General features: G+C 73.9%; 23 protein-coding genes. 8 read left to right on the top strand and 15 right to left on the bottom strand.

Translation table 11 applies throughout. The features are described 5' to 3' along the window. Positions 1-64: 64 nt before the first annotated feature. The 7 genes from AB7F12_RS05585 to AB7F12_RS05555 form a co-directional block, all read right to left on the bottom strand. The gene (locus tag AB7F12_RS05585) at positions 65-1,384 is read right to left on the bottom strand and encodes an NADH-quinone oxidoreductase subunit D (RefSeq protein ID WP_428497764.1); all 1,320 of its coding nucleotides are present in this window, start codon (positions 1,382-1,384) and stop codon (positions 65-67) included. Beyond that, positions 1,381-2,256, bottom strand: a complete 876-nt coding sequence (locus AB7F12_RS05580) for an NADH-quinone oxidoreductase subunit C (RefSeq protein ID WP_428497765.1) — start codon at positions 2,254-2,256, stop codon at positions 1,381-1,383. Before AB7F12_RS05580 ends, AB7F12_RS05585 begins: the two co-directional genes overlap by 4 nt. A gap of 7 nt (positions 2,257-2,263) precedes the next feature. Next, positions 2,264-2,818: a NuoB/complex I 20 kDa subunit family protein gene (locus tag AB7F12_RS05575; RefSeq protein ID WP_428497766.1), complete on the bottom strand. Its 555-nt coding sequence runs from the start codon at positions 2,816-2,818 to the stop codon at positions 2,264-2,266. Between the two features lie 10 nt (positions 2,819-2,828). Then, positions 2,829-3,194 carry an NADH-quinone oxidoreductase subunit A gene (locus AB7F12_RS05570; protein WP_428497767.1) on the bottom strand — a complete coding sequence of 122 codons (366 nt, stop codon included), beginning with the start codon at positions 3,192-3,194 and terminating at the stop codon, positions 2,829-2,831. Positions 3,195-3,809: 615 nt separating this feature from the next. Beyond that, positions 3,810-4,499 carry a demethylmenaquinone methyltransferase gene (locus AB7F12_RS05565; RefSeq protein WP_428497768.1) on the bottom strand — a complete coding sequence of 230 codons (690 nt, stop codon included), beginning with the start codon at positions 4,497-4,499 and terminating at the stop codon, positions 3,810-3,812. Positions 4,500-4,509: 10 nt separating this feature from the next. Next, positions 4,510-5,634, bottom strand: a complete 1,125-nt coding sequence (locus AB7F12_RS05560; RefSeq protein ID WP_428497769.1) for a glycosyltransferase — start codon at positions 5,632-5,634, stop codon at positions 4,510-4,512. 1 nt (position 5,635) lies between these two features. Continuing rightward, entirely contained in the window at positions 5,636-6,793 is a 1,158-nt protein-coding gene (locus tag AB7F12_RS05555; RefSeq protein WP_428497770.1) for a glycosyltransferase family 4 protein, read from the bottom strand. A gap of 192 nt (positions 6,794-6,985) precedes the next feature. Between AB7F12_RS05555 and AB7F12_RS05550 the strand changes: the two genes are divergently transcribed. Together AB7F12_RS05550 and AB7F12_RS05545 are read left to right on the top strand one after the other, a co-directional pair. Continuing rightward, complete coding sequence (locus tag AB7F12_RS05550; protein ID WP_428497771.1) at positions 6,986-7,810, top strand: inositol monophosphatase family protein; 825 nt, start codon at positions 6,986-6,988, stop codon at positions 7,808-7,810. Positions 7,811-7,852: 42 nt separating this feature from the next. Further along, positions 7,853-8,761 carry a DMT family transporter gene (locus AB7F12_RS05545; RefSeq protein WP_428516370.1) on the top strand — a complete coding sequence of 303 codons (909 nt, stop codon included), beginning with the start codon at positions 7,853-7,855 and terminating at the stop codon, positions 8,759-8,761. Here the strand turns inward: AB7F12_RS05545 and AB7F12_RS05540 are convergent. Further along, positions 8,734-9,258: a DUF3592 domain-containing protein gene (locus AB7F12_RS05540; protein ID WP_428497772.1), complete on the bottom strand. Its 525-nt coding sequence runs from the start codon at positions 9,256-9,258 to the stop codon at positions 8,734-8,736. The genes AB7F12_RS05545 and AB7F12_RS05540 overlap by 28 nt on opposite strands. Before the next feature lie 96 nt (positions 9,259-9,354). Between AB7F12_RS05540 and AB7F12_RS05535 the strand changes: the two genes are divergently transcribed. Further along, positions 9,355-10,593: an isochorismate synthase gene (locus AB7F12_RS05535; protein ID WP_428497773.1), complete on the top strand. Its 1,239-nt coding sequence runs from the start codon at positions 9,355-9,357 to the stop codon at positions 10,591-10,593. 85 nt (positions 10,594-10,678) lie between these two features. Here AB7F12_RS05535 and AB7F12_RS05530 read toward each other — a convergent pair whose 3' ends face one another. The 3 genes from AB7F12_RS05530 to AB7F12_RS05520 form a co-directional block, all read right to left on the bottom strand. Further along, positions 10,679-11,338, bottom strand: coding sequence for a response regulator transcription factor (locus tag AB7F12_RS05530; RefSeq protein WP_428497774.1), 660 nt, complete (start codon positions 11,336-11,338; stop codon positions 10,679-10,681). After that, a complete protein-coding gene (locus AB7F12_RS05525; RefSeq protein ID WP_428497775.1) occupies positions 11,335-12,753 on the bottom strand; it encodes a sensor histidine kinase in 1,419 nt (472 codons plus the stop codon). Before AB7F12_RS05525 ends, AB7F12_RS05530 begins: the two co-directional genes overlap by 4 nt. Before the next feature lie 208 nt (positions 12,754-12,961). Further along, positions 12,962-13,447: a signal peptidase I gene (locus tag AB7F12_RS05520; RefSeq protein WP_428497776.1), complete on the bottom strand. Its 486-nt coding sequence runs from the start codon at positions 13,445-13,447 to the stop codon at positions 12,962-12,964. Positions 13,448-13,943: 496 nt separating this feature from the next. Between AB7F12_RS05520 and AB7F12_RS05515 the strand changes: the two genes are divergently transcribed. The 3 genes from AB7F12_RS05515 to AB7F12_RS05505 all read left to right on the top strand — a co-directional run bounded on the left by AB7F12_RS05515 (position 13,944) and on the right by AB7F12_RS05505 (position 16,684). Beyond that, positions 13,944-14,522: a TasA family protein gene (locus AB7F12_RS05515; protein ID WP_428497777.1), complete on the top strand. Its 579-nt coding sequence runs from the start codon at positions 13,944-13,946 to the stop codon at positions 14,520-14,522. Between the two features lie 119 nt (positions 14,523-14,641). After that, positions 14,642-15,235 (top strand): TasA family protein, encoded by a 594-nt coding sequence (locus AB7F12_RS05510; RefSeq protein WP_428497778.1) that lies wholly within the window; start codon positions 14,642-14,644, stop codon positions 15,233-15,235. A gap of 171 nt (positions 15,236-15,406) precedes the next feature. Beyond that, a complete protein-coding gene (locus AB7F12_RS05505; RefSeq protein WP_428517875.1) occupies positions 15,407-16,684 on the top strand; it encodes a calcium-binding protein in 1,278 nt (425 codons plus the stop codon). Positions 16,685-16,814: 130 nt separating this feature from the next. Here the strand turns inward: AB7F12_RS05505 and menD are convergent, their stop codons facing one another. Continuing rightward, positions 16,815-18,446, bottom strand: a complete 1,632-nt coding sequence (menD, locus tag AB7F12_RS05500) for a 2-succinyl-5-enolpyruvyl-6-hydroxy-3-cyclohexene-1-carboxylic-acid synthase (RefSeq protein WP_428497780.1) — start codon at positions 18,444-18,446, stop codon at positions 16,815-16,817. 109 nt (positions 18,447-18,555) lie between these two features. Between menD and AB7F12_RS05495 the strand changes: the two genes are divergently transcribed. Both AB7F12_RS05495 and AB7F12_RS05490 read left to right on the top strand, forming a co-directional pair. Next, a complete protein-coding gene (locus tag AB7F12_RS05495; RefSeq protein ID WP_428497781.1) occupies positions 18,556-19,842 on the top strand; it encodes an aspartate aminotransferase family protein in 1,287 nt (428 codons plus the stop codon). A gap of 18 nt (positions 19,843-19,860) precedes the next feature. Further along, a complete protein-coding gene (locus AB7F12_RS05490; RefSeq protein WP_428497782.1) occupies positions 19,861-21,498 on the top strand; it encodes an ABC-F family ATP-binding cassette domain-containing protein in 1,638 nt (545 codons plus the stop codon). A 42-nt stretch (positions 21,499-21,540) separates the two neighbouring features. Here AB7F12_RS05490 and AB7F12_RS05485 read toward each other — a convergent pair whose 3' ends face one another. The 3 genes from AB7F12_RS05485 to AB7F12_RS05475 all read right to left on the bottom strand — a co-directional run bounded on the left by AB7F12_RS05485 (position 21,541) and on the right by AB7F12_RS05475 (position 23,198). Next, positions 21,541-21,849 carry an adhesin gene (locus AB7F12_RS05485; protein WP_428497783.1) on the bottom strand — a complete coding sequence of 103 codons (309 nt, stop codon included), beginning with the start codon at positions 21,847-21,849 and terminating at the stop codon, positions 21,541-21,543. Positions 21,850-22,228: 379 nt separating this feature from the next. Continuing rightward, positions 22,229-22,957, bottom strand: a complete 729-nt coding sequence (locus AB7F12_RS05480; RefSeq protein WP_428497784.1) for a DUF998 domain-containing protein — start codon at positions 22,955-22,957, stop codon at positions 22,229-22,231. 40 nt (positions 22,958-22,997) lie between these two features. Then, entirely contained in the window at positions 22,998-23,198 is a 201-nt protein-coding gene (locus AB7F12_RS05475; RefSeq protein ID WP_428497805.1) for a helix-turn-helix transcriptional regulator, read from the bottom strand. Positions 23,199-23,210: the final 12 nt, after the last annotated feature.

Here is a 23,210-nt window from a genome sequence, read left to right as displayed (position 1 = left end):
ACCTCGCTTCGCTCGGTCGACGACGACTCCACGCGCGGTGACACTGATTCGCTCGCGAGCTCGCTCATCGGTCCACACCCCCCATCACCGGGTCGATCGACGCGACGGCTGCGATGACGTCGGCGACCATGCCGCCCTCGCTCATGGCGGGCATGGTCTGCAGGTTCACGAAGCTGGGCTCGCGCATGTGCACGCGCACCGGCCGGGTGCCGCCGTCGGACACCAGGTGCACGCCGAGCTCGCCGCGCGGCGACTCGACGCAGGAGTAGACCTGCCCGGCCGGGACGTGGAAGCCCTCGGTGACCAGCTTGAAGTGGTGGATCAGCGACTCCATCGACTGACCCATGATCTTGCGGACGTGCTCGAGCGTGTTGCCCATGCCGTCGGACCCGATGGACAGCTGCGCGGGCCAGGCGATCTTGCGGTCCTCGACCATCACCGGGCCGGGCGCGAGCCGGTCGGCCGCCTGCTTGATGATCTTGAGCGACTCGTGGATCTCCGCGACCCGCACCAGGTAGCGGGAGTAGCAGTCGGCACCCGTCTCGACGGGGACGTCGAAGTCGTAGGTCTCGTAGCCCCAGTAGGGCTCCACCTTGCGCTGGTCCCACGCCAGGCCGGCCGACCGCAGGATCGGGCCGGTCGCGCCGAGCGCGAGGCAGCCGTCGATGGGCAGGTAGCCGACACCCTCGAGGCGCTGCTTCCAGATGGGCTGGCCGGTGAGGAGCTTGTCGTAGTCGCCGAGGCGCTCGTCGAAGACCTTGAGGAACTCGTCGATCTTCTCCCGCCAGTCGACCGGCAGGTCCTGCGCCAGCCCGCCGGGGCGGAAGAACGCGTGGTTCATGCGCAGCCCGGTCAGGTACTCCAGCAGGTGGAGGACCTCCTCGCGCTCACGGAAACCGGCCGTCATGCCGGTCAGCGCGCCCAGCTCCATGCCGCCGGTGGCCAGGCACACCAGGTGCGAGCCGATCCGGTTGATCTCCATGAGCATCACGCGGATGACCTGCGCGCGCTCCGGGACCTCGACGCCGAGCAGCTTCTCGACGCCCATCACGTAGGCGGCCTCGTTGAACAGCGGGGCCAGGTAGTCGGCGCGGGTCACGAACGTGACGCCCTGCGTCCACGTCCGGTACTCGCAGTTCTTCTCGATACCGGTGTGCAGGTAGCCGATCACCGAACGGGCCTGCGTGACCGTCTCGCCCTCGAGCTCGAGCACCAGCCGGAGCACACCGTGCGTCGACGGGTGCTGCGGACCCATGTTGATCACGATGCGGTCGTCGTGCTCGGAGTCGGCGACCGCGTCCCAGTCGCCGCCGGTGACCGTGTAGACGGTGCCCTCGGTGGTCTCGCGCTCCGGGGCGTAGAGGTCGGTCTCGGGGGTCGTCACGAGTAGGCCCTCCGCTCATCGGGCGGCGGGATCTCCGCACCCTTGTACTCCACCGGGATTCCGCCGAGGGGGTAGTCCTTGCGCTGGGGGTGGCCGTCCCAGTCGTCCGGCATGAGGATCCGGGTCAGCGCGGGATGGCCGTCGAAGACGATCCCGAACATGTCCCAGGTCTCGCGCTCGTGCCAGTCGGCCGTCGGGTAGACCTCGACGACGCTGGGCAGGTGCGGGTTGGTCTCGCCGCCGTCCCAGTCGAGGGCGACCTCGAGCCGGATGCGCTTGCGGTAGGTCATCGACAGCAGGTGGTAGACGACGTGCATCCGCTGCGGCACATCGACGCCGTAGTCGACCGCCGACACCGCCGAGCACAGCTCGAAGCGCAGCGACGCGTCGTCGCGCAGCGTCCGGCAGACGTTCAGGATCTCGTCGGCCGCGATGTAGAGCGTGATCTCGCCGCGGTCGATCGTGACCTGCTGGATCGCACCGCGGGTGCCGCGCTCGTCGAGGGCCGCGACGAGGTCGTCGACGAGGTCGTCGAACCAGCCGCCGTAGGGCCGCTCCGCCGGTACCGGGACGTACGCGGGCAGCCGCAGACCGCTGAAGCCCGACGTGTCGCCGCTGCCGCGGACACCGAACATGCCTTCGCGCGCACGGCCCGCGGGCGCCGGGCGGGTGCCGCCCTCGACGGCCTGGTCGCCCAGGCCCGCCAGCTCACCCTCGCCGTGCTCCGGTGCGGCCCCGCCGTCGGCGGTGTGCGTCTCGTCGTCGGGGCCGCTGCGCTGCGCCGACGACTGCTCGCCGCCGGTCGGTTCCGCACCGGCCCTGTCGTCCTTGGAGGTGCCGGCGGTTCCGCCGGGACCCGTGCGTTCGGTCATCGCCGGCTCACTTCTTCTTCGTCGCGTACTTGATCGACGACGGGATCATCGGGGTCTTGTACCCGCTGGCGGCCAGCTCTGCGGCCCGCTTCGGGCCGAGGGGCTCGTCCATGATCTTGGCGTGGATCTTGAGGATCGCGTCGATCAGCATCTCCGGCCGCGGAGGGCAGCCCGGCAGGTACATGTCGACGGGCACGACGTGGTCGACGCCCTGCACGATCGCGTAGTTGTTGAACATGCCGCCCGACGAGGCGCACACGCCCATGGCCAGCACCCAGCGGGGCTCGGGCATCTGGTCGTAGATCTGGCGCAGCACCGGCGCCATCTTGTTGCTGACGCGGCCCGCGACGATCATCAGGTCGGCCTGGCGGGGGGAGGCCCGGAAGACCTCCATGCCGAAGCGCGCCAGGTCGTAGCGGGGCGCACCCGTCGTCATCATCTCGATCGCACAGCACGCCAGCCCGAAGGTGGCGGGCCACAACGACGACTTGCGCGTCCAGTTGACCAGTTTCTCGACGCTGGTCAGCAGTACGCCGCTGGGCAGCTTCTCCTCGAGTCCCATGTGTTTCGCCTCAGTTCCAGTCCAGGCCGCCGCGTCGCCACACGTACACGTAGGCGAAGCCGACCGTGACGATGAACAGCACGATCTCCACCAGCCCGAACAGGCCGAGCATGTCCGCGCTCACGGCGAACGGGTAGAGGAAGACCATCTCGATGTCGAAGAGGATGAACAGCATCGCCGTCAGGTAGTAGGCGACGGGCATGCGGCCGGCGCCCACGACGGGCTGCGGCGACGGCTCGATCCCGCACTCGTACCCGTCGAGCTTGGCGCGGTTGTAGCGCCGGGGGCCGATGAGCGGCGCGGCGGCGACGGACCCGACCGCGAACAGACCGGCCAACGCGGCCAGCAACACGATCGGGAGATAGGGATCGAGCATCGTGACACCCTCGCCGTTGGTGATGCGGTGACTTCTTGCGTGGTGGAGATCAGCGTCTTCGGGATCGATACCGCCGCCCGGATCTTATGGCGCGGCGGATCAGCCCCCGGAAGTCAGGACAGCCTTAGTTCACGGTCCCGACCGCCTGTTCCTCGTGGTCGCGGGCGGTGTCGCCCCCGCCGCGCCCGGACGGTGTCGTCGCGACGCGACGGCCGACACCTGTCCGTCCCGCCCCGGCGCGCGCGCCATCCGCACCCGGGCGGGCGACGACGCCGGCGCCGGGCGCTCCTCGCCGCGCCGCAGCGCGGGTGGTGGGGTCGAGGGCGACCATCTGGCTCCTTGTGAACGGATTCACGAAGTCCGTGCGAGAGTCTATGCTCCGCGTCCAGCCCTGGACGCGGCACCACTGCCTTCGGGTGGCTGGGTGCTCGGACGACCGACGAAAGTCCCGCAAGACTGCCCGGCGTCCACCCGACCGGCCTCCCCCGCTGAGGGGGGAGAAGCGGTCATAACGAAACGGTGTCGCGGCCCCCCGCAACGGCCTCGACCAGCGTCGCACCGCGTCCGACCGGCCCTCGGGCCCGCCGCGAGGGGTCCCCCGCACGGGGGGCCACCTCAGACGCGGGTCGCCCGGTGCAGCGCGACCGCACCGAGAGCGAGATCACGCCACGCGACGCCCGTCCACCCCGACCGGGCGATGATCCGGGCCAGGTCGGGCTGCGCCGGCCAGTCGCGGATCGACTCCGCGAGATAGGTGTAGGCCTCCGGGTTCGACGACACCCGCCGCGCCACAGCCGGCAGCACCGCCCGCAGCACCACGTCGTGATAGGCCACCCGGAACGGCGCCCACGTGGGCGTCCCGAACTCGCACACCACGAGCCGGCCACCCGGCCGCGTCACCCGGGCCATCTCCCGCAGCGCCGCCGCGGTGTCGACGATGTTGCGCAGCCCGAACGAGATCGTCACCGCGTCGAACACGCCGTCGCCGAACGGGAGTGCCATCCCGTCGGCCGCCACCTTTGGCACGTCGCGCCCCGCGCCCGCGCGCAGCATCCCCAGCGAGAAGTCGGCCGCGACGCACCAGGCACCGGAGCGGGCCAGCGACACGGTCGACACCGCGGTGCCGGCGGCGAGGTCGAGGACCCTCTCCCCCGGACGCGGGTCGAGCGCGGCACGGGTCAGGTCGCGCCACCGGCGGTCCTGCCCGCCCGTGAGCACGGTGTTGGTCAGGTCGTACCGCTTGGCCACACCGTCGAACATCGCCGCGACGTCGTCGGGTCGCTTGTCCAGGTCCGCGCGTGCCACACCGGGAACGCTACGCGGCGACACCGGGACCCGCGCCGAGGGTCGCGAGCATCGCCGTCACCGACGCGGGCCAGCCGTACCCCTCCGCCCGCTCGCGCGCCGCGCACCGCCCGGCCTCGGCGTCCGCCGCCAGCAGGCCCGCGACGGCGGCGGCGAACGCACCCGCGTCGTCGGCCGCCGCCGCCCCCGCCGGGCCGGCGACGATCTCCGGCAGCGCCGACGACGCCGACACCACCACCCGCGTGCCGCTGGCCAGCGCCTCCAGCGCCGACAACCCGAACGTCTCGTGCGGGCCCGGCGCGATCGACACGTCCGCCGAGGCCAGCAGCGTCGCCAGCCGCGACCGGTCCGGCACGAAACCCAGGAAGGTCACCGGCAGGCCCGTCGCCCGCCGCGCCATCGCCGCCCGCCGCGGCCCGTCCCCCGCGACCACCAGCCGGGCGTCCACCCCGTCGCGACGCAGCGCCGCCACCGTGTCGACGCTGCGCTCCGGGTGCTTCTCCGGCGACAGCCGTCCGCAGTGGACGATCAACGCCTCCGCGTCGCCGCCCAGGTGCCGGCGCAGGCCCCGGTCGTGCCGGTGCGGGGTGAACGTCGCCAGGTCCACACCCAGCGGGACCTGCGCGACGTTGCGGGCGCCGATGCGGTCGAACTCCGCCCGCGCGAACCCCGTCGTGCACACCACCGTGTCGTAGGCCGCCGCCATCCGCGCGTTCGCCGCGTCCGCCACCACGACCGCCGCCCGCTCCGGCAGCAGGAACTGGGTGAGGAGCCGGTCCAGACGCTCGTGGGAGACGACGACGCCGGGCACCCCGCGCCGCGCCGCCCACTCCCCCAGCCCGCGCAACGTCAGCCGGTCCGACACCTCGATCGCGTCCGGGGCCAGCTCGTCGAGCAACCGGCGCACCCGCCACGGGTCGACCGCCCGGTAGCCGCCCGTCCCCGGCAGCTTCGGCGCCGCGACCGTCACGCGCCGCACCCCCGTCGGGAGCAGCTCGTCGGCCGCCGCCGGACCCGGCACCACCAGCACCACCTCGTGACCGCGCGCGACGTAGCCCGCCCCCAGGTGGTGCAGCGCCGTGCGCAGCCCACCCGAGCGGGGACCGTAGAAGTTGGCCAGCTGGGCGATCCGCACGTCAGGCCGCCCGCCGCTCGGCCGCCGCCCCGACGACGTCGCAGTAGTGCGCCAGCAGCTCGTCGCACACCGTCGTCCACGTGCGCCGCAGCACCGACCGGCGCGCCGCCGACCCGTACGCCGCGCGCAGCCCCGGGTCCCGCAGCGTCTCGACGGCCGCCCGCAGCACCGCATCGGCCTCGTCGGCGGCCGGGTCGCCCGCGTCCGTCCCGTCGGGCCGCGGCGGCACCAGCATCCCCGTCCGGCCGGGCAGCACCAGGTCGCGCGGGCCGCCCGCATCGGGCGCCACCACCGGCAGCCCCGACGCCAGCGCCTCCTGCACCGCCTGGCAGAACGTCTCCGACGGGCCGGTGTGCACGAACACGTCCAGCGACGCGTAGATCTCGGCGAGCTCGTCGCCACCCCGGAACCCGAGCATCGCCGCACCCGGCAACGTCGACCGCAGCCGCTCCTCACTCGGCCCCGAGCCCACCACCACGACCCGCACCCCGGGCATCCCCGCCAGCGTCGCGAGCCGCTCCACCTGCTTCTCCGGTGCGAGCCTGCCCACGTACCCGACGAGGATCTCCCCGCCCGGTGCCAGCTCGTCGCGCCACCGCCGCGACCGCTTCGACGGGGTGAAGCGGCTGGTGTCGACGCCGCGCGCCCACCGGTGCACCCGCGGCACCCCGCGCTCGCGCAACGCCTCCGTCGCCCAGCTCGACGGGGCCAGCGTCCGGTCGGCCTGCGAGTGCAGCCGGCACGTCCACCGCCACGCCGCCCGCGCGGTCAGCCCCAGCCCGTACGACGACGCGAACCCGGCGACGTCGGTCTGGTAGACCGCGACCGTCGGGATGTCGAGACGTCGCGCCGCCGCCAGCCCGCGCGCACCCACCACGAACGGCGCCGCCAGGTGCACCACGTCCGGGGCGAACCGGCGCAGCGCCGTGAGGATGCGCCTGCTCGGCACCCCCACGGGCATCGAGTTCACGACGGGCAGCTCCACCGCAGGCACCCGCACCACCTCCACGTCGCCGTGGCGGGTGGGCTCCCCGGTCCCGGGGGCGACGACGAGGGCCTCGTGCCCGTTCTCGGCCAGGTGCTCCAGCACCCTCAGCACCGAGTTCGTGACACCGTTGACGACCGGCAGGAAACACTCGGACACGATCGCGACGCGCACCCCCCGACTCTGGACGGTCCCCCTCCCCACAGGCCGACGCCCGCGCATCGCGTCGCGGAACACGGGCCGAACAGCCGGAGCCCGTGAGCGGCGCCCCGTCGCCGGGCCGGCGGAGACGCTTGGCCGGGTGCTTCACGTCACGTCATCCACCTGTCGCACGTGGGACACCCTGAGCACCGATTCTCCGCAGGTATGACGGTCCTCCCCCGCGCCGACGCCCACGCGCCGCGCATGCCGCCCCCCGCCCCGGCCGACCCCGCACTGCTGTCCCGGGCACTGGACGTCGCGGGCCGGCTCGCCAACGACGCCGCCGAGGTGATCGCGGCGACCGCGGGCCGGTCGGCGGGGGCCGTGGGCAAGGCCAACCCCTTCGACTGGGTCACCGACACCGACCGCACCCTCGAACGCCACACCCGCCGCGTCCTCGCCGCCGAGTTCCCCGGCGTGCCCGTCGTCGGCGAGGAGTACGGCGCCGACGCCGGAGCCGACACCGCGCCGCTGCGCTGGGTCGTCGACCCCGTCGACGGCACCGCCAACTACGTCGCCGGCTTCCCGTGGTGCGCCTACAGCCTCGCGCTGGTCGACGCCGACGGCCCGGTCGTCGGCGTCGTCGCCGACCCCAGCCGCGCCCACCTCTACGCCGCCGCCCGCGGCCGCGGCGTGCGCGCCAACGGGACCGTCGTGCGCGTCGCCGACCACCGCGACCCCGCCGGCGGCCTCGTCTGCGCCGAACCCGCCACCGAACCGCTGCTGCGCGCCGCCCGCGCCGGGCACGCCGGCGTCCGCGTCCTCGGCTCCTCCGCGCTCGCCATCACCCAGGTCGCGACGGGCCGGGCCGTCGCCGCGGTCCTCGACGGATACCGGGAGTGGGACGTCGCCGGTGCGCTCGCGCTGGCCCTCGGCGCGGGCGCCGTCGTCCTCGACCGCCACGGCCGGCCGGACCCCATGCCCACCGACGGGATGGTCGTCGCCGCACCGGGTGTCGCCTCCGTCGTCCTGGGCTGGTGGCTCGGCTGACGGGCGACCGACCGCCGATCCGGCTGACGTAGCGTCTGGCGCATCGCCGCCACGAACCTCGCCGCCACGAACCTCGCCGTCCGGGCGACCCCGTTCCTGTTCGTCCTGATCTGGTCGTCCGGGTTCGTCGTCGCCCGGCTCGCCGCACCCCACGCCGAGCCGCTGACCTTCCTCGTCGTCCGCTACACCGGCGTCGTCGTCCTCATGCTGGTGCTCGCGCTCGTCGCCCGCGCCGCCTGGCCGTCGTGGCGCCAGGCCGGGCACCTCGCCGTCGCGGGCATCGGCATCCAGGCCGGGTACCTCGGCGGCGTGTGGGTGGCCGTCGCGCAGGGCATGCCGTCGTCGGTCACCGCGCTCGTGGTCAACCTGCAACCCGTCCTCACCGCGCTCGTCGGCTGGGCCGCGGGCGAACGCATGGGGCCGCGGCGCGCCGCCGGGCTCGTCCTCGGCTTCCTCGGGGTGACCCTCGTCGTCGCCGGGAAGCTGACGACCTCCGGCATCACCGCGCCCACCCTCGCCCTCTCCGGCGGGGCGCTGCTCGCGATCACCTTCGGCACCCTCTACCAGAAGCGCTTCTGCCCCGAGTTCGACCTGCGCACCGGCCAGGTCGTGCAGTTCGTCGCCTCGATCGTGGTCACCGCGCCCCTGGCGCTGGCCGTCGAGGACCTGCGCATCGACTGGACACCCGCCGTCGTCGGCGCGCTCGCCTGGTCGGTCGTGGTCCTCACCGGCGGCGGCATCTCACTGCTGTTCCTGATGCTGCGCCGCGGCGCGGCCTCCCAGGTGACGACGTACTTCTACCTCGTCCCCGCCATCACCGCCGTCATGGCGTTCCTCATGTTCGGCGAGCGGCCCGGCTGGGTCGCCGTCGCCGGCATGGCCGTCACCGTCGTCGGCGTCGCGCTCGCCGCGCGGGCACCCGTTCAGGCGCGGGCCGCGCCGACCGGCTGATCCGCAGCCGCCCCGGCGGCGGCGGCGCGTTCCGTGCGGCGGCGACGCAGCCACCACGCCCACGACCCGAACACCACCCACACCCCGGCCATCACACCGATCACCACCGGCAGCCGGTTCAGCGCGCTGCGGCCCGCGACCCGCACCAGCGACGGCTTCTCCGTGGAGTACTCGACGATGATCGTCGACCCCGGCTCCAGGCCCCGCGGATACATGACGCCCCGCTCCGGGACGACCGCCTGACCGTCGGGCAGCGTGAACCGCACCAGGGTGCGGCTGAAGTTCGAACCGTCGAGCACCGTCGCCGCCGTGAACGCCCGGTTCGCCGCAATCGCCCGGTCGTCGAGGAACGCGCCCACGAACGCCAGCACCACCAGGGCCGTGACCAGCACCGCGAACCCCGCGACGCACTCCGGCTTGTGCCCCCGCAGCCACGTCCGGGCGGCACGAAGCGTCGATCCGACCGCTTCGATCAGCTCGCTGCCGCTGCCCGACACGAGACCCGAGTCTAGGTCGATCCCCCCGTGTGGCGTCCCCCGCACCTTCCGGGGCGCGCGCGCACCACCGCCCCGAGCGGCCTACCCTCGGTCGATGTGACCGTCGCACCGTCCCCGTCGCCGCTGCGAGTGCGGACCCGCGCGGTGGACGACGCGGGCCGCCTCCTCGACCTGCTGCCCGACGACCGCCCCCTCTCCTGGGTGCGCGACGGCGAAGGTCTCGTCGGATGGGGCGAGGTCGCCCGCTTCACCGGCACCGGGGCCGGCCGCTTCGCCGAGGCCGACGCCTGGTGGCGTTCCTTCACCGCACGTCTCGACGTCCGCGACGACCTGCGCCTGCCCGGCACCGGCGCCGTCGCCTTCGCCAGCTTCACCTTTGCCGACCGCTCCCCCGGATCCGTGCTGGTCGTGCCCCGGGTCGTCGTCGGCCGCCGCGACGGCCACACCTGGATCACCGAGTTCGCCGGCGACGGTGTCCCCAACGCCATGCGCCGCGCCATGCCCGTGCGCGCCGGCGGAGCCCTGCACTACGACGACGGCGACATGACCGTCGGCCGCTACCGGCGGGCCGTCGCCGAAGCCGTCACCCGCATGCAGGCGGGCGAGCTCGACAAGGCGGCACTCGCCCACGACCTGCTCGCCGTCGCGGACGAACGCCTCGACCCCCGGTTCCTCCTCGCCGGGCTCGCCCACCACTACCCCACCTGCTGGGCCTACTGCGTCGACGGCCTCGTCGGCGCCACCCCCGAGCTGCTGCTGCGCCGCGAGGGCGACGTCGTCTCCTCCCGGGTCCTCGCCGGCACGATCTGGCCGGGCAACGGCGGCACCGACATCGGCGCGGAGCTGTTGGCCTCGGCCAAGGACCAGCGCGAGCACGCGTTCGCCGTCGACTCCCTCGCCGCGACCCTGCGCCCCCACTGCGCGAGCCTCGACGTCCCCACCGAGCCCACGATCCTCGCCCTGCACAACGTCTCCCACCTCTCCTCCGACGTGCGCGGCACGCTGCGCGACAACGCCTCCCTGCTGACGCTCGCCGCCGACGTGCACCCCACCGCCGCAGTCGGCGGCACCCCCCGCACCGCGGCGCTGAGGGTCATCGCCGAGCTGGAACGGATGGACCGCGGCCGCTACGCAGGCCCCGTCGGCTGGGTCGACGCCGACGGAGACGGGGAGCTGGGCATCGCCCTGCGCTGCGCCCAGCTCGACGGCAACACCGCCCGGCTCTTCGCGGGCTGCGGGATCGTCGCCGAGTCCGACCCCGACACCGAGGTCCGCGAGGCCGCCGCCAAGCTGGTCGCCGTCCGCGAGGCCTTGGAGGGCAGCGTCACCGGCTGACCCGGCACGGTTCCGCCCGGCAATCCGCGCGCAACCTCATTGCTGTCGATGCGCCGTCGGGACGACCGTGAGGTTGCGCGCCGGGTCAGGCCCCGGCCGACTTCAGCCGGCTGACGAGCGCTGCGACCTCCAGCTGCGACCCGACCTCGAGCTTGCCGAGGATCGACCGCACCTGCGTCCGGACCGTCTGCACCGACACGACGAACTCCTCCGCGATCACGGCGGGCCGCCGGCCGACCGCGATGCGCTCCGCGATCTGACGTTCCCGCGGAGTCAGCCGCCCCCACCGCTGCGCCTCGGCCTCCGACGACCGTCTCGCCGCGTCGGCGATCTCCCTCAGCCGCTCACGTTCGGCACCGTCGACGAGGTCCCGGCCCGCGGCGACGCGCACGACCGTGTCCACGAGGACGTCGAACTGCTCGGTCTTGGCGACGACGCCGGCGGCACCCGCCGCGACCGCCCGGGCGAGCCGTACCCGGTCCTGCGAACCGCTCACGACGAGCACGCGCCAGCCCGCCCGGCGCAGGCGCGGAACCAGCTCCGCCCCGTCGAGGCCGTCGCCGAGGTCCAGGTCGAGCAGCACCAGCCCGCCCGGAGGGGCGGTCCCGCCGAGCAGGTCGTCGAGGGCAGTGAGATCGGCGACGTCCACCTGCAGGCCCCGCGAGCGCAGCGCGACGGCGAGCGACGTGGCGACGAGGGCGTGGTCGTCGACGACGACCACCCGCTGCCCTCCCGCGGTGCTCATGCGACGTCGCCCGCTGCCAGGACGGGAACCGCTGCGAGGGGCAGGTCGACCGACACCGTGAAACCCTGTCCACCCGCGACCGTGATCGTGCCGCCGCACCGACGCACCAGGTCGCGACAGATCGACAGCCCGAGTCCGGAGCCGGGCGAGTCCGCCCCACGAACCCCGCGGGCCAGGAGCTCGGCCGGATCGTCGGCCGCGCCGGGTCCGTCGTCGGCGACGTCGATCCGCACGAACGGGCCCGCCGCCGAGACGCGCAGGACGACCCGCGCGCCCGGCGCGTGCACCCGGCAGTTCACGAGAAGGTTGGTGACGACCTGGCGCAGCTCCCCGTCGTGGATCCCCGCCGGGGCGACGTCCGAGGCCACCACCTCGACGTCCAGGCCGCCGGCGCGGTGCACGTCGGCCAGGTCGCGCAGCACCGACACCACGTCCGTGGTCGGACTCTCGTGCGGCACGTCGCCGGTGCGCTGCAGCATGCGCTGCAACCGGTCCAGCTCGGCTCCCGCCGCGACCAGGAGCCGCCGGCCGTCGTCCGGACCGATCGACGCGTCATCCGAACGCAGCACGTGGGCGGCGCCGCTCAGCCCCGCTACGGCGTTCGCGACCTCGTGGCGCAGCTCCGCCGCCGACGCCGCCGCGGCCTCCGCCTCGGCCAGCCGCGAGCGCGCCTCTTCCTGCTCGTTCCAGAGGTGCAGCACCGACCGGACGAGGTACGAGCCCGCGGCCACCAGCAGCGTCAGCAGCGCCGCGAGCTCCAGCGCCTCGACCAGCCGCGCGGCCGGGTCGGAGCCGAACTCCGCCATCAGCCGGATCCCGTTGGCACACGTCAGCGTGGCCACCGCCAGACCCACCCTGCGCGGCAAGGCATGTCCGGTCAGCCCACCCGCGACGAACGCCGCGACACCCGCACCCCCCGCCAACGCCCACGCGAGCAGGTCGGCCGTCGCGGCCAGGGCGACCGGAGGACGGGCCGCCGTGCCGCTGAGCTCGACCACCGTCGCCGCCACCAGGACCGTCGCCACGAGAACGGGCGCCCCCACGGAGACGAGCCGCCCCTGCCACCACGGGACGTCGTCACGCTGCGACGCGGTGAGCAGCAGGACGGCGAACGCCGCCACCGAGACGGTGACCACCGAGCTCCACAGACCGCGACGTGCGTCGATCTCCAGGGCCGGGACGACCGTCGCGACGGTGAGGACACCGATCGCCAGCGCGGTCCGGCGGGCGCGACGCTCACCGCTCAACCACGCACCGACCATCAGCAGGACCGACGCGGACACCCCCGCGGTCAGCGCGAGGACGGCCATCGCCCGCTCGACGACGACGTGCCCCTGGTCGAGGGCGAACACGAGCAGGCACGCCGCCCCTGCGAGCAGCAGCTGGACGACGAGATCGGCCAGGACACCGCGCACGAGGACGGGGCGGTGAAGGAACCTGACAGGCAAAGTGGCCTCTGGAAGTTCATGGAACGGCCGTGGCCCGATGCGGGCCGGCCGGGTGCTGGGGAGCGCCATCGACGACTTCGGGTGCAGTCGCGGGCCTGTTACGTCCGACATGCGTCGTCGACGGTGCGTGACGCTGCATCGGCGTGTCGTTGACTCTTCGTGCCCGAACAGACCCTCAGTCCTGTCGGGCCGCGTCCCGGGGCAGCAGGAGGTTCGCGGCGACGACCAGGAGGGCGATTCCGACTGCGAAGAACAGGCCGATCCGGCTGAACAGGCGATCCTTGACCAGCCCGACGAACGGCACGTCGTACCACATGACACCGTGCACGTCGGCCGCCGCGACAGCATGCGGGTCGGCGCTGTTGTTCGCGTCGCCCTTCGTCCTGAACGCGGGTCCGGGCAACACCTCGATCACCCGGTGGGTGACGACCCGGGTCTGCGCGCTGCCCTCCTCCCGGTCCGTGAACGTGATGACGTCCCCGACCACGATCGAGTCCGCCGGCTCGGGGTGCACGACGACGGTCGACCCGACCGGTAGCTCAGGCTCCATGCTTCCCGACAGCACGGTCAGCGCCGTCGAGCCCGTCACGGCGGGCACCAGCGCGACAGCAGCCGCCGCACCGACGAGAACGACGACCACCACCAGTCCGGCCCAGCGCATGACCCTCCGCGAGATGTGAGGCCGACGCGGCGCGGCGACGGTCGCAGCTCCGGTCGACGCAGGATCGGCGCGGTGCGCCTCGGCACCGTCGGACACCGGCCCGCGGACCGCTGGATCGGCCGGCCCCGGATACGGCGGCCGCTGGTCGCCCCGCGACGGCGCGGGTCGGGGCGGCGGCGCGGAGCTACGCGGCAGCGGCGGGACGTCCGCCCGCGGACCGGGCGCACCCACACGCGGAGGCGCAGGTCGAACCCGCGGAATCCGCACTGTCTCCGGCTCCAGCGACATCGTTCCCCCTCGGAGCAGACGACACCGATTGTCCGGCGACCGTGCGGACCCGTCGTACCCCGGTTGAGGTATGCGACGCCGTCGGGCCGCCCGGATACCGCGCCTGGGGTATGCGCCGCACCCACGCCCCGAGTCACGCTGCCGCCCGACGCCGCGTCCCGGCGCACAACCGACCGGGACCCGGCCCGCGGAACGGAGCAGCACCCACGTGACCACCTCGACGACCCCGACCCCCAGCAGCCGACGCACCCGCAGGCGCGGACGCACCGCCGTGATCGGTGTCGCCGTCGCCGCAGCCGCCGCGGTCGCCATCGGTGGCGGCACCTACGCCGCCTTCACCGACAGCAGGACCGGCCCGAGCGGCACACTGTCGTCCGGGACGCTCACGCTGGACGTCCGGACCAACCCGTCCAACACGGCGACCCTGCTCGACGCGACGAACATCGTCCCGGGCCAGACGCTGCCGCCGAAGGTCCTGATCGTCGAGAACAAGGGCAGCATCGACGGCACCCTGACGATCACCGGCACGCTCGACACCCACGGCGGGCAGCTCCAGGACCAGCTGACCGTGGCCTACAACTGCACCGGTGACGACCCCGCGCACGGGCCGTACGTCGCGAGCGGGGTCGCACTCGCCGGCCTGTTCCCGATCACGGGAATCCCGATGTCCGCCGGGGAACGCGTCACGTGCAACTTCCGATTCACGCTGCCCGAGCGCGCCGACAACAACGACGTCCAGGGCGACCGGGTGACCGTCGCATCGACGTTCACCCTCACCCAGGCATAGCGAAGAGGGTGTCAGCCCAATACCGCGCATGAGGTATGCGGCCGCCTTTCCCCTTCGCCATCATTCACACACAGCACGCCGAACCGATTCGGCGCACGAGCTCCCCCAAGGAGAAATTCATGGCCGTCGCCGACGCCCCCAAGAAGAGCCGCAACAAGAAGGTCGCCGCGGGCATCGGCGTCGCCGCCATCGCCTGCGCGGCCATCGCCATCGGCTCGGGCACCTACGCCGCGTTCAGCGACACGAAGGCCGGCCCGGGCGGGACCCTGGCGGCGGGCACCCTGAGCCTGTCCGTCGGCGGCTCGGTGCAGACGCCGACCGTCGACCTCTCGAAGATCAAGCCCGGTGACACTGTGCACGCCACTGTGACCGTTCAGAACACGGGCAGCATCAACGGCAACCTGACGGCGACCTACAGCCTGACCGGCTCCGAGAACGGCTGCACCGCTGCGGAGACAAACCCGCTCAACAACCTCCCCGCCTGCACCTCGGGCTCGAACGGCGACCTCGTCGGCGCATTGGAGCTGAAGGTCAACGGCGCGTCGGTCCCCAACCCCGGGGCGGGCAACGGCTCGGTGAACGTCGGACCGCTCAACCCGAGCGGCACCGCGACGACCTACGACGTGGAGATCACGCTGCCGCAGTCCACCGACAGTCGCGTCCAGAGCGACACCGCGTCGCTGACGTCGACCCTCACGCTCACCCAGGCATGATTCGACTCGTTTGACCCAAGAGGTGGCAGGCAATTTGCCTGCCACCACTTCGGCGTTACATGTAACGGCTTGCCCGCGCGCCACGAACTGCAGCACGAAAGGTCACGCCGTCAAATTCAGCGGCGGCCTGTTCGCGCCCGAAGCGCGAATTCTCGACCCCGGGGGGATTCAGTGAGGCCAATCGCCGCCAGGCCGGGGGTGTTCGGTGCGGCCACGATCGCGCTCGTCTGCACGGTCGTCGGTACGACGGTCGTCGGCAGGGCCACGGCCGCGGCGTACACCGATACGATCGCCAGCGGCCCCACGACGATGGGCGCGGCGACCGTGAAGCTCGGGGACGGCGGCGCCGGACCCGACCTCTCCTTCCGCGACCTCGTCCCCGGCTCCCCGCAGACGGTGCAGCTGACCGTCGACTACGTCGGCACGGTGCCCGCGGACCTGTCCGTCACCGTCACCCCGGGCGCCGGCTCCGCGCTGTGCGCCCGCTCGGACGCCGGCTGGTCGGCCCGGCCCGGCGCCTCGGCGACGATCGCGGTCGGTGGCCGGGCCCCGACGAGCTTCTGCTCCCTCTACTCCGGCGAGGCCCTGCCGCTGGCGACGGGCGCGCAGCCCGGCAGCACGACGACCGTCCCGGTCGTCCTGACAATGAGCTCGGACTCGTCGTTGCCGGCGTCGTCGCAGACCGACGTGCTGACCATCCACGCCGACGGCGGCTTCACCGACCGCGCGGACGGAACCCTCGCCCTCTCCACCGTCGCGCCGCCCGCGGACTCCGCACCGGCGCTCGCCGTCGCGGAGGCCGCCGATCCGGCGGCGGCGCAGGCGGTCGCCACCTCGGCGGACCCGGCCGCGGCGGCTCGTGCCGCCGGCACGACCGTCGCGATCCCCGCGGAGTGTGCGGCAGCCGGGATGACGGCGTCGTCGTTCGCGGAGGTCGTCACGGTCGACACGCGGACGCGCCGGTGGGACGCCGGTGTCGAGCGCGGCCGGGGCACCGGGCCGTTCCTGGTGCTGGGGACCTCGGGCGAGGACACGATCGTCGGGTCCGACCGGGCCGACTGCATCGTCGGCGGCGCGGGCAACGACATCGTGTCGGGTGGTACGGGCGCGGACGTGCTCGTCGGCGGGCCCGGTGACGACCGGCTCCGCGGCGATGCCGGCGCGGACCGCCTGTACGGCGGCCCTGGCCGCGACGATCTCGTCGGTGCCGACGGGGTGGACCTGTTCGACGGTGGCGCCTCGGGCGCGACGTGCGACGCGGCTGTCGGCGAGCGGGCCGCGGCCTGCACCACACCTCCCGTGACGACGACGCCGCCGGTCCCGACGACGACCGCCACCGTCGTCGTGCCGCCCCCGCCGGCGACGACCTCCGCTCCGCCGACGACGACCTCGGCAGAGCCCACGACGACCGTGTCGTCGTCGACCGAACCGGCACCGACCACCGGCTGACCCTCCGCCCGCAACCTCAGCGCACGTCGCAGCCCCGACCACGACCGTGAGGTTGCGGCCGGCAGTCCGCGCGCAACCGCACTGCTGCCCGCGGCCCCGAACGTGACCGTGAGGTTGCGCGCGAGTGGGGTCAGAGCCCGGCGAGGGCGGCGTCGACGTGGGCGCGCAGACGGGCGTGGCCGTCGCGCAGCCCGCCGCGTTCGGCGCGCACCTCCACCAGCGTCCGGCCCCCCGGCTCACCCAGGACGTCGGGGAGCTTGGCCGGATCGTCGACGGCGGTGTGGGCGATGCCCATCGCGGCGCAGAGCGCGGCGACGTCGACGGTGTGCGGCGTCCCGAAGACCCGCTCGAACGACGCGGCGTACGTGGGGGCGCCCTGTTCGAGCAGGCTGAAGATGCCGCCGCCACGGTCGTTGAGCACGACGAACGTCAGGTCGGGGGCGGGTTCGTCGGGGCCGAGGACGAGCCCGGTGGTGTCGTGGAGCAACGTCAGGTCGCCGAGCAGCGCGTAGGCCGGGCCGTCGTGGGCGAGCGCGACACCGGTGGCGGTGGAGACCGTGCCGTCGATCCCGGCGACCCCCCGGTTGGAGACGACGGTCAGCCCGGCACGTGGGGCGGCGGCCAACGCCATGTCGCGCACCGGGTTGGAGGAGCCCAGGACGAGAGCCGCCCGGTCGGGCACGGCGGCGGCCAGCGCGCGGGCGAGGCGGAGGCCGGTGGGGGCGTCCTGGTCGTCGAGGGCGGCGTCGAGGGCTGTGCCGGCGATGCGGTCGGCGGTGCGCCAGCGGTGCAGCCATGCGGTGTCGGCACGCAGGGCGGGCAGCGAGCCGGTGCCGCGCACGGTGGCGGCGACGTCGGTCCACGGCGTGCCGTCGTCGACGGCGTAGACGGCGACGTCCGGGTCGGCGAGCAGCCGCTGGACCTGCCGGTGCAGCGTCGGGCGGCCGGCGACGACGACCTGCGCGGGCCGCAGGCCCGCGTTGCCGACGAGCCAGGGCCCCGCACGCAGCCCCGCGTCCCAGTAGCCCGAGGACGGTTCGGCGACGACGGGCAGCCCGTCGAGCGGGAGCCCGGCGGGCGCGCCGGGCCCGGCGACGACGAGCGTGGGCGCGGTGGGGTCGAGCGGCAGCGGGTCGGCCGTGGTGGGGGCGCGGATGCCGGCGGCGGTCCACGGGCGGCCGTCGGCGCGACCGTCGAGCGGCTCCGGCCACGCCGGGTCCTCGTCGGGCACGAGGGGTTCGGCGAAGGGCACGTTGAGGTGCACCGGGCCGCGGGCCGACAACGCGGCGGCAACGGCCCGGTCCACCGCGGACCGCCACCGGCCCTGTTCCCCGGCGTGGCCACGGGCGACGGCGAGCACGGCGCGGTGCCGCACGGCGTCGCCGAAGATGCCGTCCTGGACGACGGTCTGGCTGGCGCCGGTGCCGACCAGCTCCGGGGGACGGTCGGCGGTGAGCGCCACGAGCGGCACCCCCGCGTAGGAGGCCTCCAGGACCGCGGGGTGCAGGTTGGCCACGGCGGTGCCCGACGTCGTGCACACGGGGACGGGGCGCCCGGACCGCTGCGCGAGGCCGAGGGCCAGGAAGCCGGCGGTGCGTTCGTCGATGCGGACGTGCAGCCGCAGGCGCCCCTGGGCGTCGGCCAGGTGCAGGGCGAACGCGAGCGGGGCGTTGCGCGAACCCGGGCACAGCACGGCGTCGACGACGCCGCACCTGATCAGCTCGTCGACGATCGCCCGGGCCTGGGCCGTCGAGGGGTTCATCGCCGCAATCCTACGAACCCGCGAACGTGGCGCCGCCTAGTGTCGTGGGTGGTGATGGTCGTCATGGCGGCCGTCGCCGCTCGCAGCTGCGGTCGGGCCGGAGGGGCGCATGGGCACGGACGGGTTCTGGGACGACGCCGATCGGCACCTGGTGCGTTACGGCGGGGCGTTCTCGCCGGTGGTGATCGAGCGGGCGGCGGGGTCGTTCGTGTACGACTCCGCGGGCCGGGCGATCCTCGACTTCACCTCCGGGCAGATGTCGGCCGTCCTCGGACATTCGCACCCCGCCGTGGTGGCGACGGTCCAGGACTCCGTCGCGACCCTGGACCACCTGTTCAGCGGCATGCTGTCGCGGCCGGTGGTGGACCTGGCGCGGGAGCTGGCCGCGAGCCTGCCAGCCCCGCTGGAGCGGTCGTTGCTGCTCACCACGGGCGCCGAGTCCAACGAGGCCGCCCTCAAGATGGCGAAGCTCTACACGGGCGGTTGGGAGGTGGTGAGCTTCGCCCAGTCGTGGCACGGGATGACGGGCGGCGCCGCGTCGGCCACCTACAGCGCGGGGCGGCGCGGCTACGGCCCGCCGATCCCCGGCAACATCGCGATCCCCGCGCCCTACACCTACCGCAGCGTGTTCGGCGACGACTGGCGCACCGAGCTCGACGTGGCCTGGGACCTGGTCGACCGGCAGTCGGCGGGGGCCCTCGCGGCGTGCCTGGTGGAGCCGATCCTGTCGTCGGGCGGGGTGATCGAGCTGCCGCCCGGGTACCTGGAGGCGTTGCGGCGCAAGTGCGACGAGCGCGGGATGCTGCTCGTCCTCGACGAGGCGCAGACCGGCATCGCCCGTACCGGCACCATGTACGCGTTCGAACGCGACGGCGTCGTCCCCGACATCCTCACGCTGTCGAAGACCCTCGGGGCGGGCCTGCCGCTGGCCGCGGTGGTGACGTCGGCCGAGATCGAGGAACGCTGCCACGACCGCGGCTTCCTCTTCTTCACGACGCACGTCTCCGACCCCCTGCCGGCCGCCGTGGGGCTGACGGTGCTCGACGTCGTCCGCCGCGAGGGCCTGGTCGCGCGGGCCTCTTCGTCGGGAACGCGGCTGCGCGCCGGTCTGACCGAGCTGGCGGGCCGGCACGAGTGCATCGGCGACGTCCGCGGCCGCGGCCTGCTGCAGGGCATCGAGCTCGTCACCGACCGGTCGACGAAGGAGCCCGCCGACGAGCTGGGCCGCAACGTCACCACCGAGTGCCTGGCGCTGGGGCTGCACATGAACGTCGTGCAGCTGCCGGGGATGGGTGGGGTGTTCCGGATCGCGCCGCCGCTCACCGTCTCCGACGACGAGGTCGACCTGGGGCTGGAGATCCTCGACCAGGCCCTGACGAAAGCGGTTGCCCGGTGACGTAGTTTCCGTCACGACATGAGCGCCACTCTGCAGGCCACCGATCTCGCCGCCGGCCACGGCGCCCGCGTCCTGTTCTCCGGGCTGGATCTCGTCGTCGCCCCGGGCGACGTCGTCGGGCTGGTCGGCGCCAACGGCGCCGGCAAGTCGACGTTGCTGCGCCTGCTGGCGGGTGAGGACCGGCCCGAGGAGGGCACGGTCGCGCTCAGCCCGCCCGACGCGACGGTCGGCCACCTGCCCCAGGAACCCGACCGTCGTCCCGGGGAGACGGTCGCCGCGTTCCTGTCCCGGCGCACCGGCGTCACCGCCGCCCAGGAGCTGATGGACGCCGCCGCGGCGGCACTGTCCGACGGCACCGCGGGCGCCGACGACCTCTACGGCACCGCCCTCGACCGCTGGCTCGCCCTCGGCGGCGCGGACCTCGACGAACGCGCCGGCGCCGTGTGCGCGGAGGTGGGCCTGGGCGTCGACCTCGACACCCCGATGACGGCGCTGTCCGGCGGGCAGGCCGCCCGGGCGGGCCTCGCCGCGCTGCTGCTGTCGCGCTACGACGTGCTGCTGCTCGACGAGCCCACCAACGACCTCGACCTCGACGGCCTCGAACGGCTCGAACGCTTCGTCACCGGGCTCCGGTCGCCGGCCGTGATCGTCTCCCACGACCGGGAGTTCCTGGCGCGCACCGTGACCCGCGTCGTCGAGCTGGACCTCGCGCAGCAGCAGGTCGGTGTCTACGACGGCGGCTACGACAGCTACCTCGCCGAGCGGGAGGTGCAGCGTCGGCACGCCCGCGAGGCCTACGAGGAGTACGCCGACACCCTCGGCGGGCTCAAGGACCGCGCCCAGATGCAGCGCAACTGGATGGCCCAGGGCGTGCGCAACGCCCGTCGCAAATCCACCGACAACGACAAGATCGGCCGCAACAAGCGCGCCGAGACGAGTGAGAAGCAGGCCGCGAAGGCCCGCCAGACGCAGAAGGCGATCGAGCGGCTCGACGTCGTCGAGGAGCCCCGCAAGGAGTGGGAGCTGCGGATGACGATCGCCGCCGCCCCCCGTTCCGGGACGGTCGCCGCCTACGCGGACTCGGCCGTCGTACAGCGGGGGTCGTTCACCCTCGGGCCGGTGACGCTGCAGGTCGACTGGGCCGACCGGGTCGTCGTCACCGGGGCCAACGGATCGGGCAAGTCGACGCTGCTCGCCGCGCTGCTGGGCCGGCTGCCGGTCGACTCCGGCACGGCCGGTCTGGGCAGTGGTGTGCGCGTCGGGGAGGTCGACCAGGCCCGCGGGCTGTTCCTCGGCGACGCGTCGCTGGCCCGGGCCTTCGGTGAGGCCGTGCCCGACTGGGCCGACTCCGACGTCCGCACCCTGCTCGCCAAGTTCGGTCTGACCCGCGAACACGTGCCGCGCCCGGCCTCGTCGCTCTCGCCGGGGGAACGCACCCGCGCCGCGCTCGCGCTGCTGCAGGCCCGCGAGGTCAACCTGCTGGTGCTCGACGAACCCACCAACCACCTCGACCTGCCCGCCATCGAGCAGCTCGAACAGGCCGTCGAGAACTTCCCCGGCACCGTGCTGCTCGTGACCCACGACCGCCGCATGCTCGACACCGTCCGCGCCACCCGGCGCTGGCACGTCGACGCCGGCCGCGTGTCCGAGAAATAGGAACGGCGCCGACCGGGGTCGGCGCCGTCCGTGAACGGTCGGTCAGGACTCCGGTGACGGCTCGGCCTGCGGGCCGATCGCGAAGCGCAGCTCCTCCCCCTGCGGGGTCTCGACGGGCTGCACGTCCAGGACCTTGTCGTCGAGCACCTGCGCGGCCGCCGGCTCCAGGAACACCGTCACGCCGTCACCCGTGAGGACCGTGTCGCTATCGACCGGCTGAGCCGCGAGCGACAGCTCCAGACCCTGGTCCTCGTCGGTGGACGCGATGCGCAGACCACCGCCGTCGGGGAGTTCCGCGTCGGCCGTCAGGGACTTGATGGCCTCTGCCGCTGTCTCGGTGATTGCCAACATTCACCCCACAGTAGGCACGTGCTCCGCTACTCGCACCTCCCGCGCGCGGCAGGTCACGTCGATTCAGCCGAACCGGTCAGGGTCGGCCCCGGACACGTCCCGCCTCGGGTCGCCCTCGGCCCGCGCCTCGGTGGGGATCCCGTGCCGGCGATCCCGTGCTCGAAGTGGTAGGCGCGCAACGCCTCCTGGCTCGGCAGCGGGTGCAGCCCGACCTGGTCGACGGCCGGGACGGTGCCGGTCCCGGCGGCGGGGCGCTCCAGGTGCAGGGGACGCTCGTCCGCCGGAAACGACGATCAGCCGGGGTGATCACCACGAGCGGTACATGGGCGACAGTCCTGACGCTCGTGTCCTGGGACCGTCCGTGCCAGGACCCCGACGATCATCCCGTGAGCCGCAGACCGGGGGCGGGGAGGCCGGGGGCGAACACGCCGGGGCGGGTGCCGGCGGCTTTCGCCGCCCACAGCGCCAGCGCCGCGACGAGGAGAACCTCGGTCAGCGCGAGGCCGCGTTCGACCAGGCCGAGGGGCACGGCGCTCCACCAGGATCGGCCGGTGACGGGGCGCATCGCGAAGCCCCACAGGATCGGGAGGAACCAGCCCAGGCTCGCGAGGGCGAGGACTCTCGTCCAGACACGGTTCGAGCGGAAGCCCGGCGTTGCGCGGTGCGCCCGCGCGATCAGCAGCGCGCCGAGGGGCAGTGCGAGGAAGGCGACGAGGCTGGCGTAGCGGTGGATGTAGCCGCCGAGGCTGGGGCCGACGGACCAGTTGGTCTTCTCGAAGACGACGACCGTCAGCATCCCGATGGCCCAGACCGCGAGCAGCACGGTGGCGCCGGAGAGCGGCCGCAGGACCCCGGCGCGGGCGAGGGCGAGGATGACGGCGACGGAGCCGACGGCGAGGGCGACGACGCCCACGTCGAACATCCAGGCGTCGGCGCCGAGGGCGTACTCGCTGATGGTGCGGCGGACGGGGTCGACCTGGCCGGCGGCGACGACGTGGAGGGCGCCGACGAGCAGGATCGCGGCGGCGACGCCGAGCCCGCCGACGGCGGCGAGTGCGCGGGCGACGCCGTCGCCGCCGGGCCGTCCGCCCGCGGTCTGCTCGGTCACCGAGGTCCCCCCGCTCCGTTGAGACGTCAACGGCCTGCACCTACCCGGGAGTTCCCAACCGGGGGAACGGGCGGGTCGAGAAGACGATCTCGACCGCCACCCCGAAGTACTCGGCGATGCGCAGCGCCAGGTGCAGGCTGGGGCTGTACTCGCCGCGTTCGAGGTAGCCGACGGTCTGGTAGTGCACGCCCAGCGCCTCGGACAGCTGCCGGCGGGAGACGCCGCGTTCGGCGCGCAGCATCGCGATCCGGTT

The organism is Pseudonocardia sp., from assembly GCF_050250275.1.
GTDB lineage: Bacteria > Actinomycetota > Actinomycetes > Mycobacteriales > Pseudonocardiaceae > Pseudonocardia.
This window is presented reverse-complemented; position numbering and strand designations above follow the sequence as displayed.

What these genes read in the sequence shown, in the direction of transcription:
- AB7F12_RS05580 (WP_428497765.1), bottom strand. Translation starts at nt 2,256, where the DNA reads ATGACCGAACGCACGGGTCCCGGCGGAACCGCCGGCACCTCCAAGGAC.
- AB7F12_RS05575 (WP_428497766.1), bottom strand. Translation starts at nt 2,818, where the DNA reads ATGGGACTCGAGGAGAAGCTGCCCAGCGGCGTACTGCTGACCAGCGTC.
- AB7F12_RS05570 (WP_428497767.1), bottom strand. Translation starts at nt 3,194, where the DNA reads ATGCTCGATCCCTATCTCCCGATCGTGTTGCTGGCCGCGTTGGCCGGT.
- AB7F12_RS05550 (WP_428497771.1), top strand. Translation starts at nt 6,986, where the DNA reads ATGACGGTCCTCCCCCGCGCCGACGCCCACGCGCCGCGCATGCCGCCC.
- AB7F12_RS05530 (WP_428497774.1), bottom strand. Translation starts at nt 11,338, where the DNA reads ATGAGCACCGCGGGAGGGCAGCGGGTGGTCGTCGTCGACGACCACGCC.
- AB7F12_RS05520 (WP_428497776.1), bottom strand. Translation starts at nt 13,447, where the DNA reads ATGCGCTGGGCCGGACTGGTGGTGGTCGTCGTTCTCGTCGGTGCGGCG.
- AB7F12_RS05510 (WP_428497778.1), top strand. Translation starts at nt 14,642, where the DNA reads ATGGCCGTCGCCGACGCCCCCAAGAAGAGCCGCAACAAGAAGGTCGCC.
- menD (WP_428497780.1), bottom strand. Translation starts at nt 18,446, where the DNA reads ATGAACCCCTCGACGGCCCAGGCCCGGGCGATCGTCGACGAGCTGATC.
- AB7F12_RS05495 (WP_428497781.1), top strand. Translation starts at nt 18,556, where the DNA reads ATGGGCACGGACGGGTTCTGGGACGACGCCGATCGGCACCTGGTGCGT.
- AB7F12_RS05490 (WP_428497782.1), top strand. Translation starts at nt 19,861, where the DNA reads ATGAGCGCCACTCTGCAGGCCACCGATCTCGCCGCCGGCCACGGCGCC.
- AB7F12_RS05485 (WP_428497783.1), bottom strand. Translation starts at nt 21,849, where the DNA reads ATGTTGGCAATCACCGAGACAGCGGCAGAGGCCATCAAGTCCCTGACG.
- AB7F12_RS05475 (WP_428497805.1), bottom strand. Translation starts at nt 23,198, where the DNA reads ATGCTGCGCGCCGAACGCGGCGTCTCCCGCCGGCAGCTGTCCGAGGCG.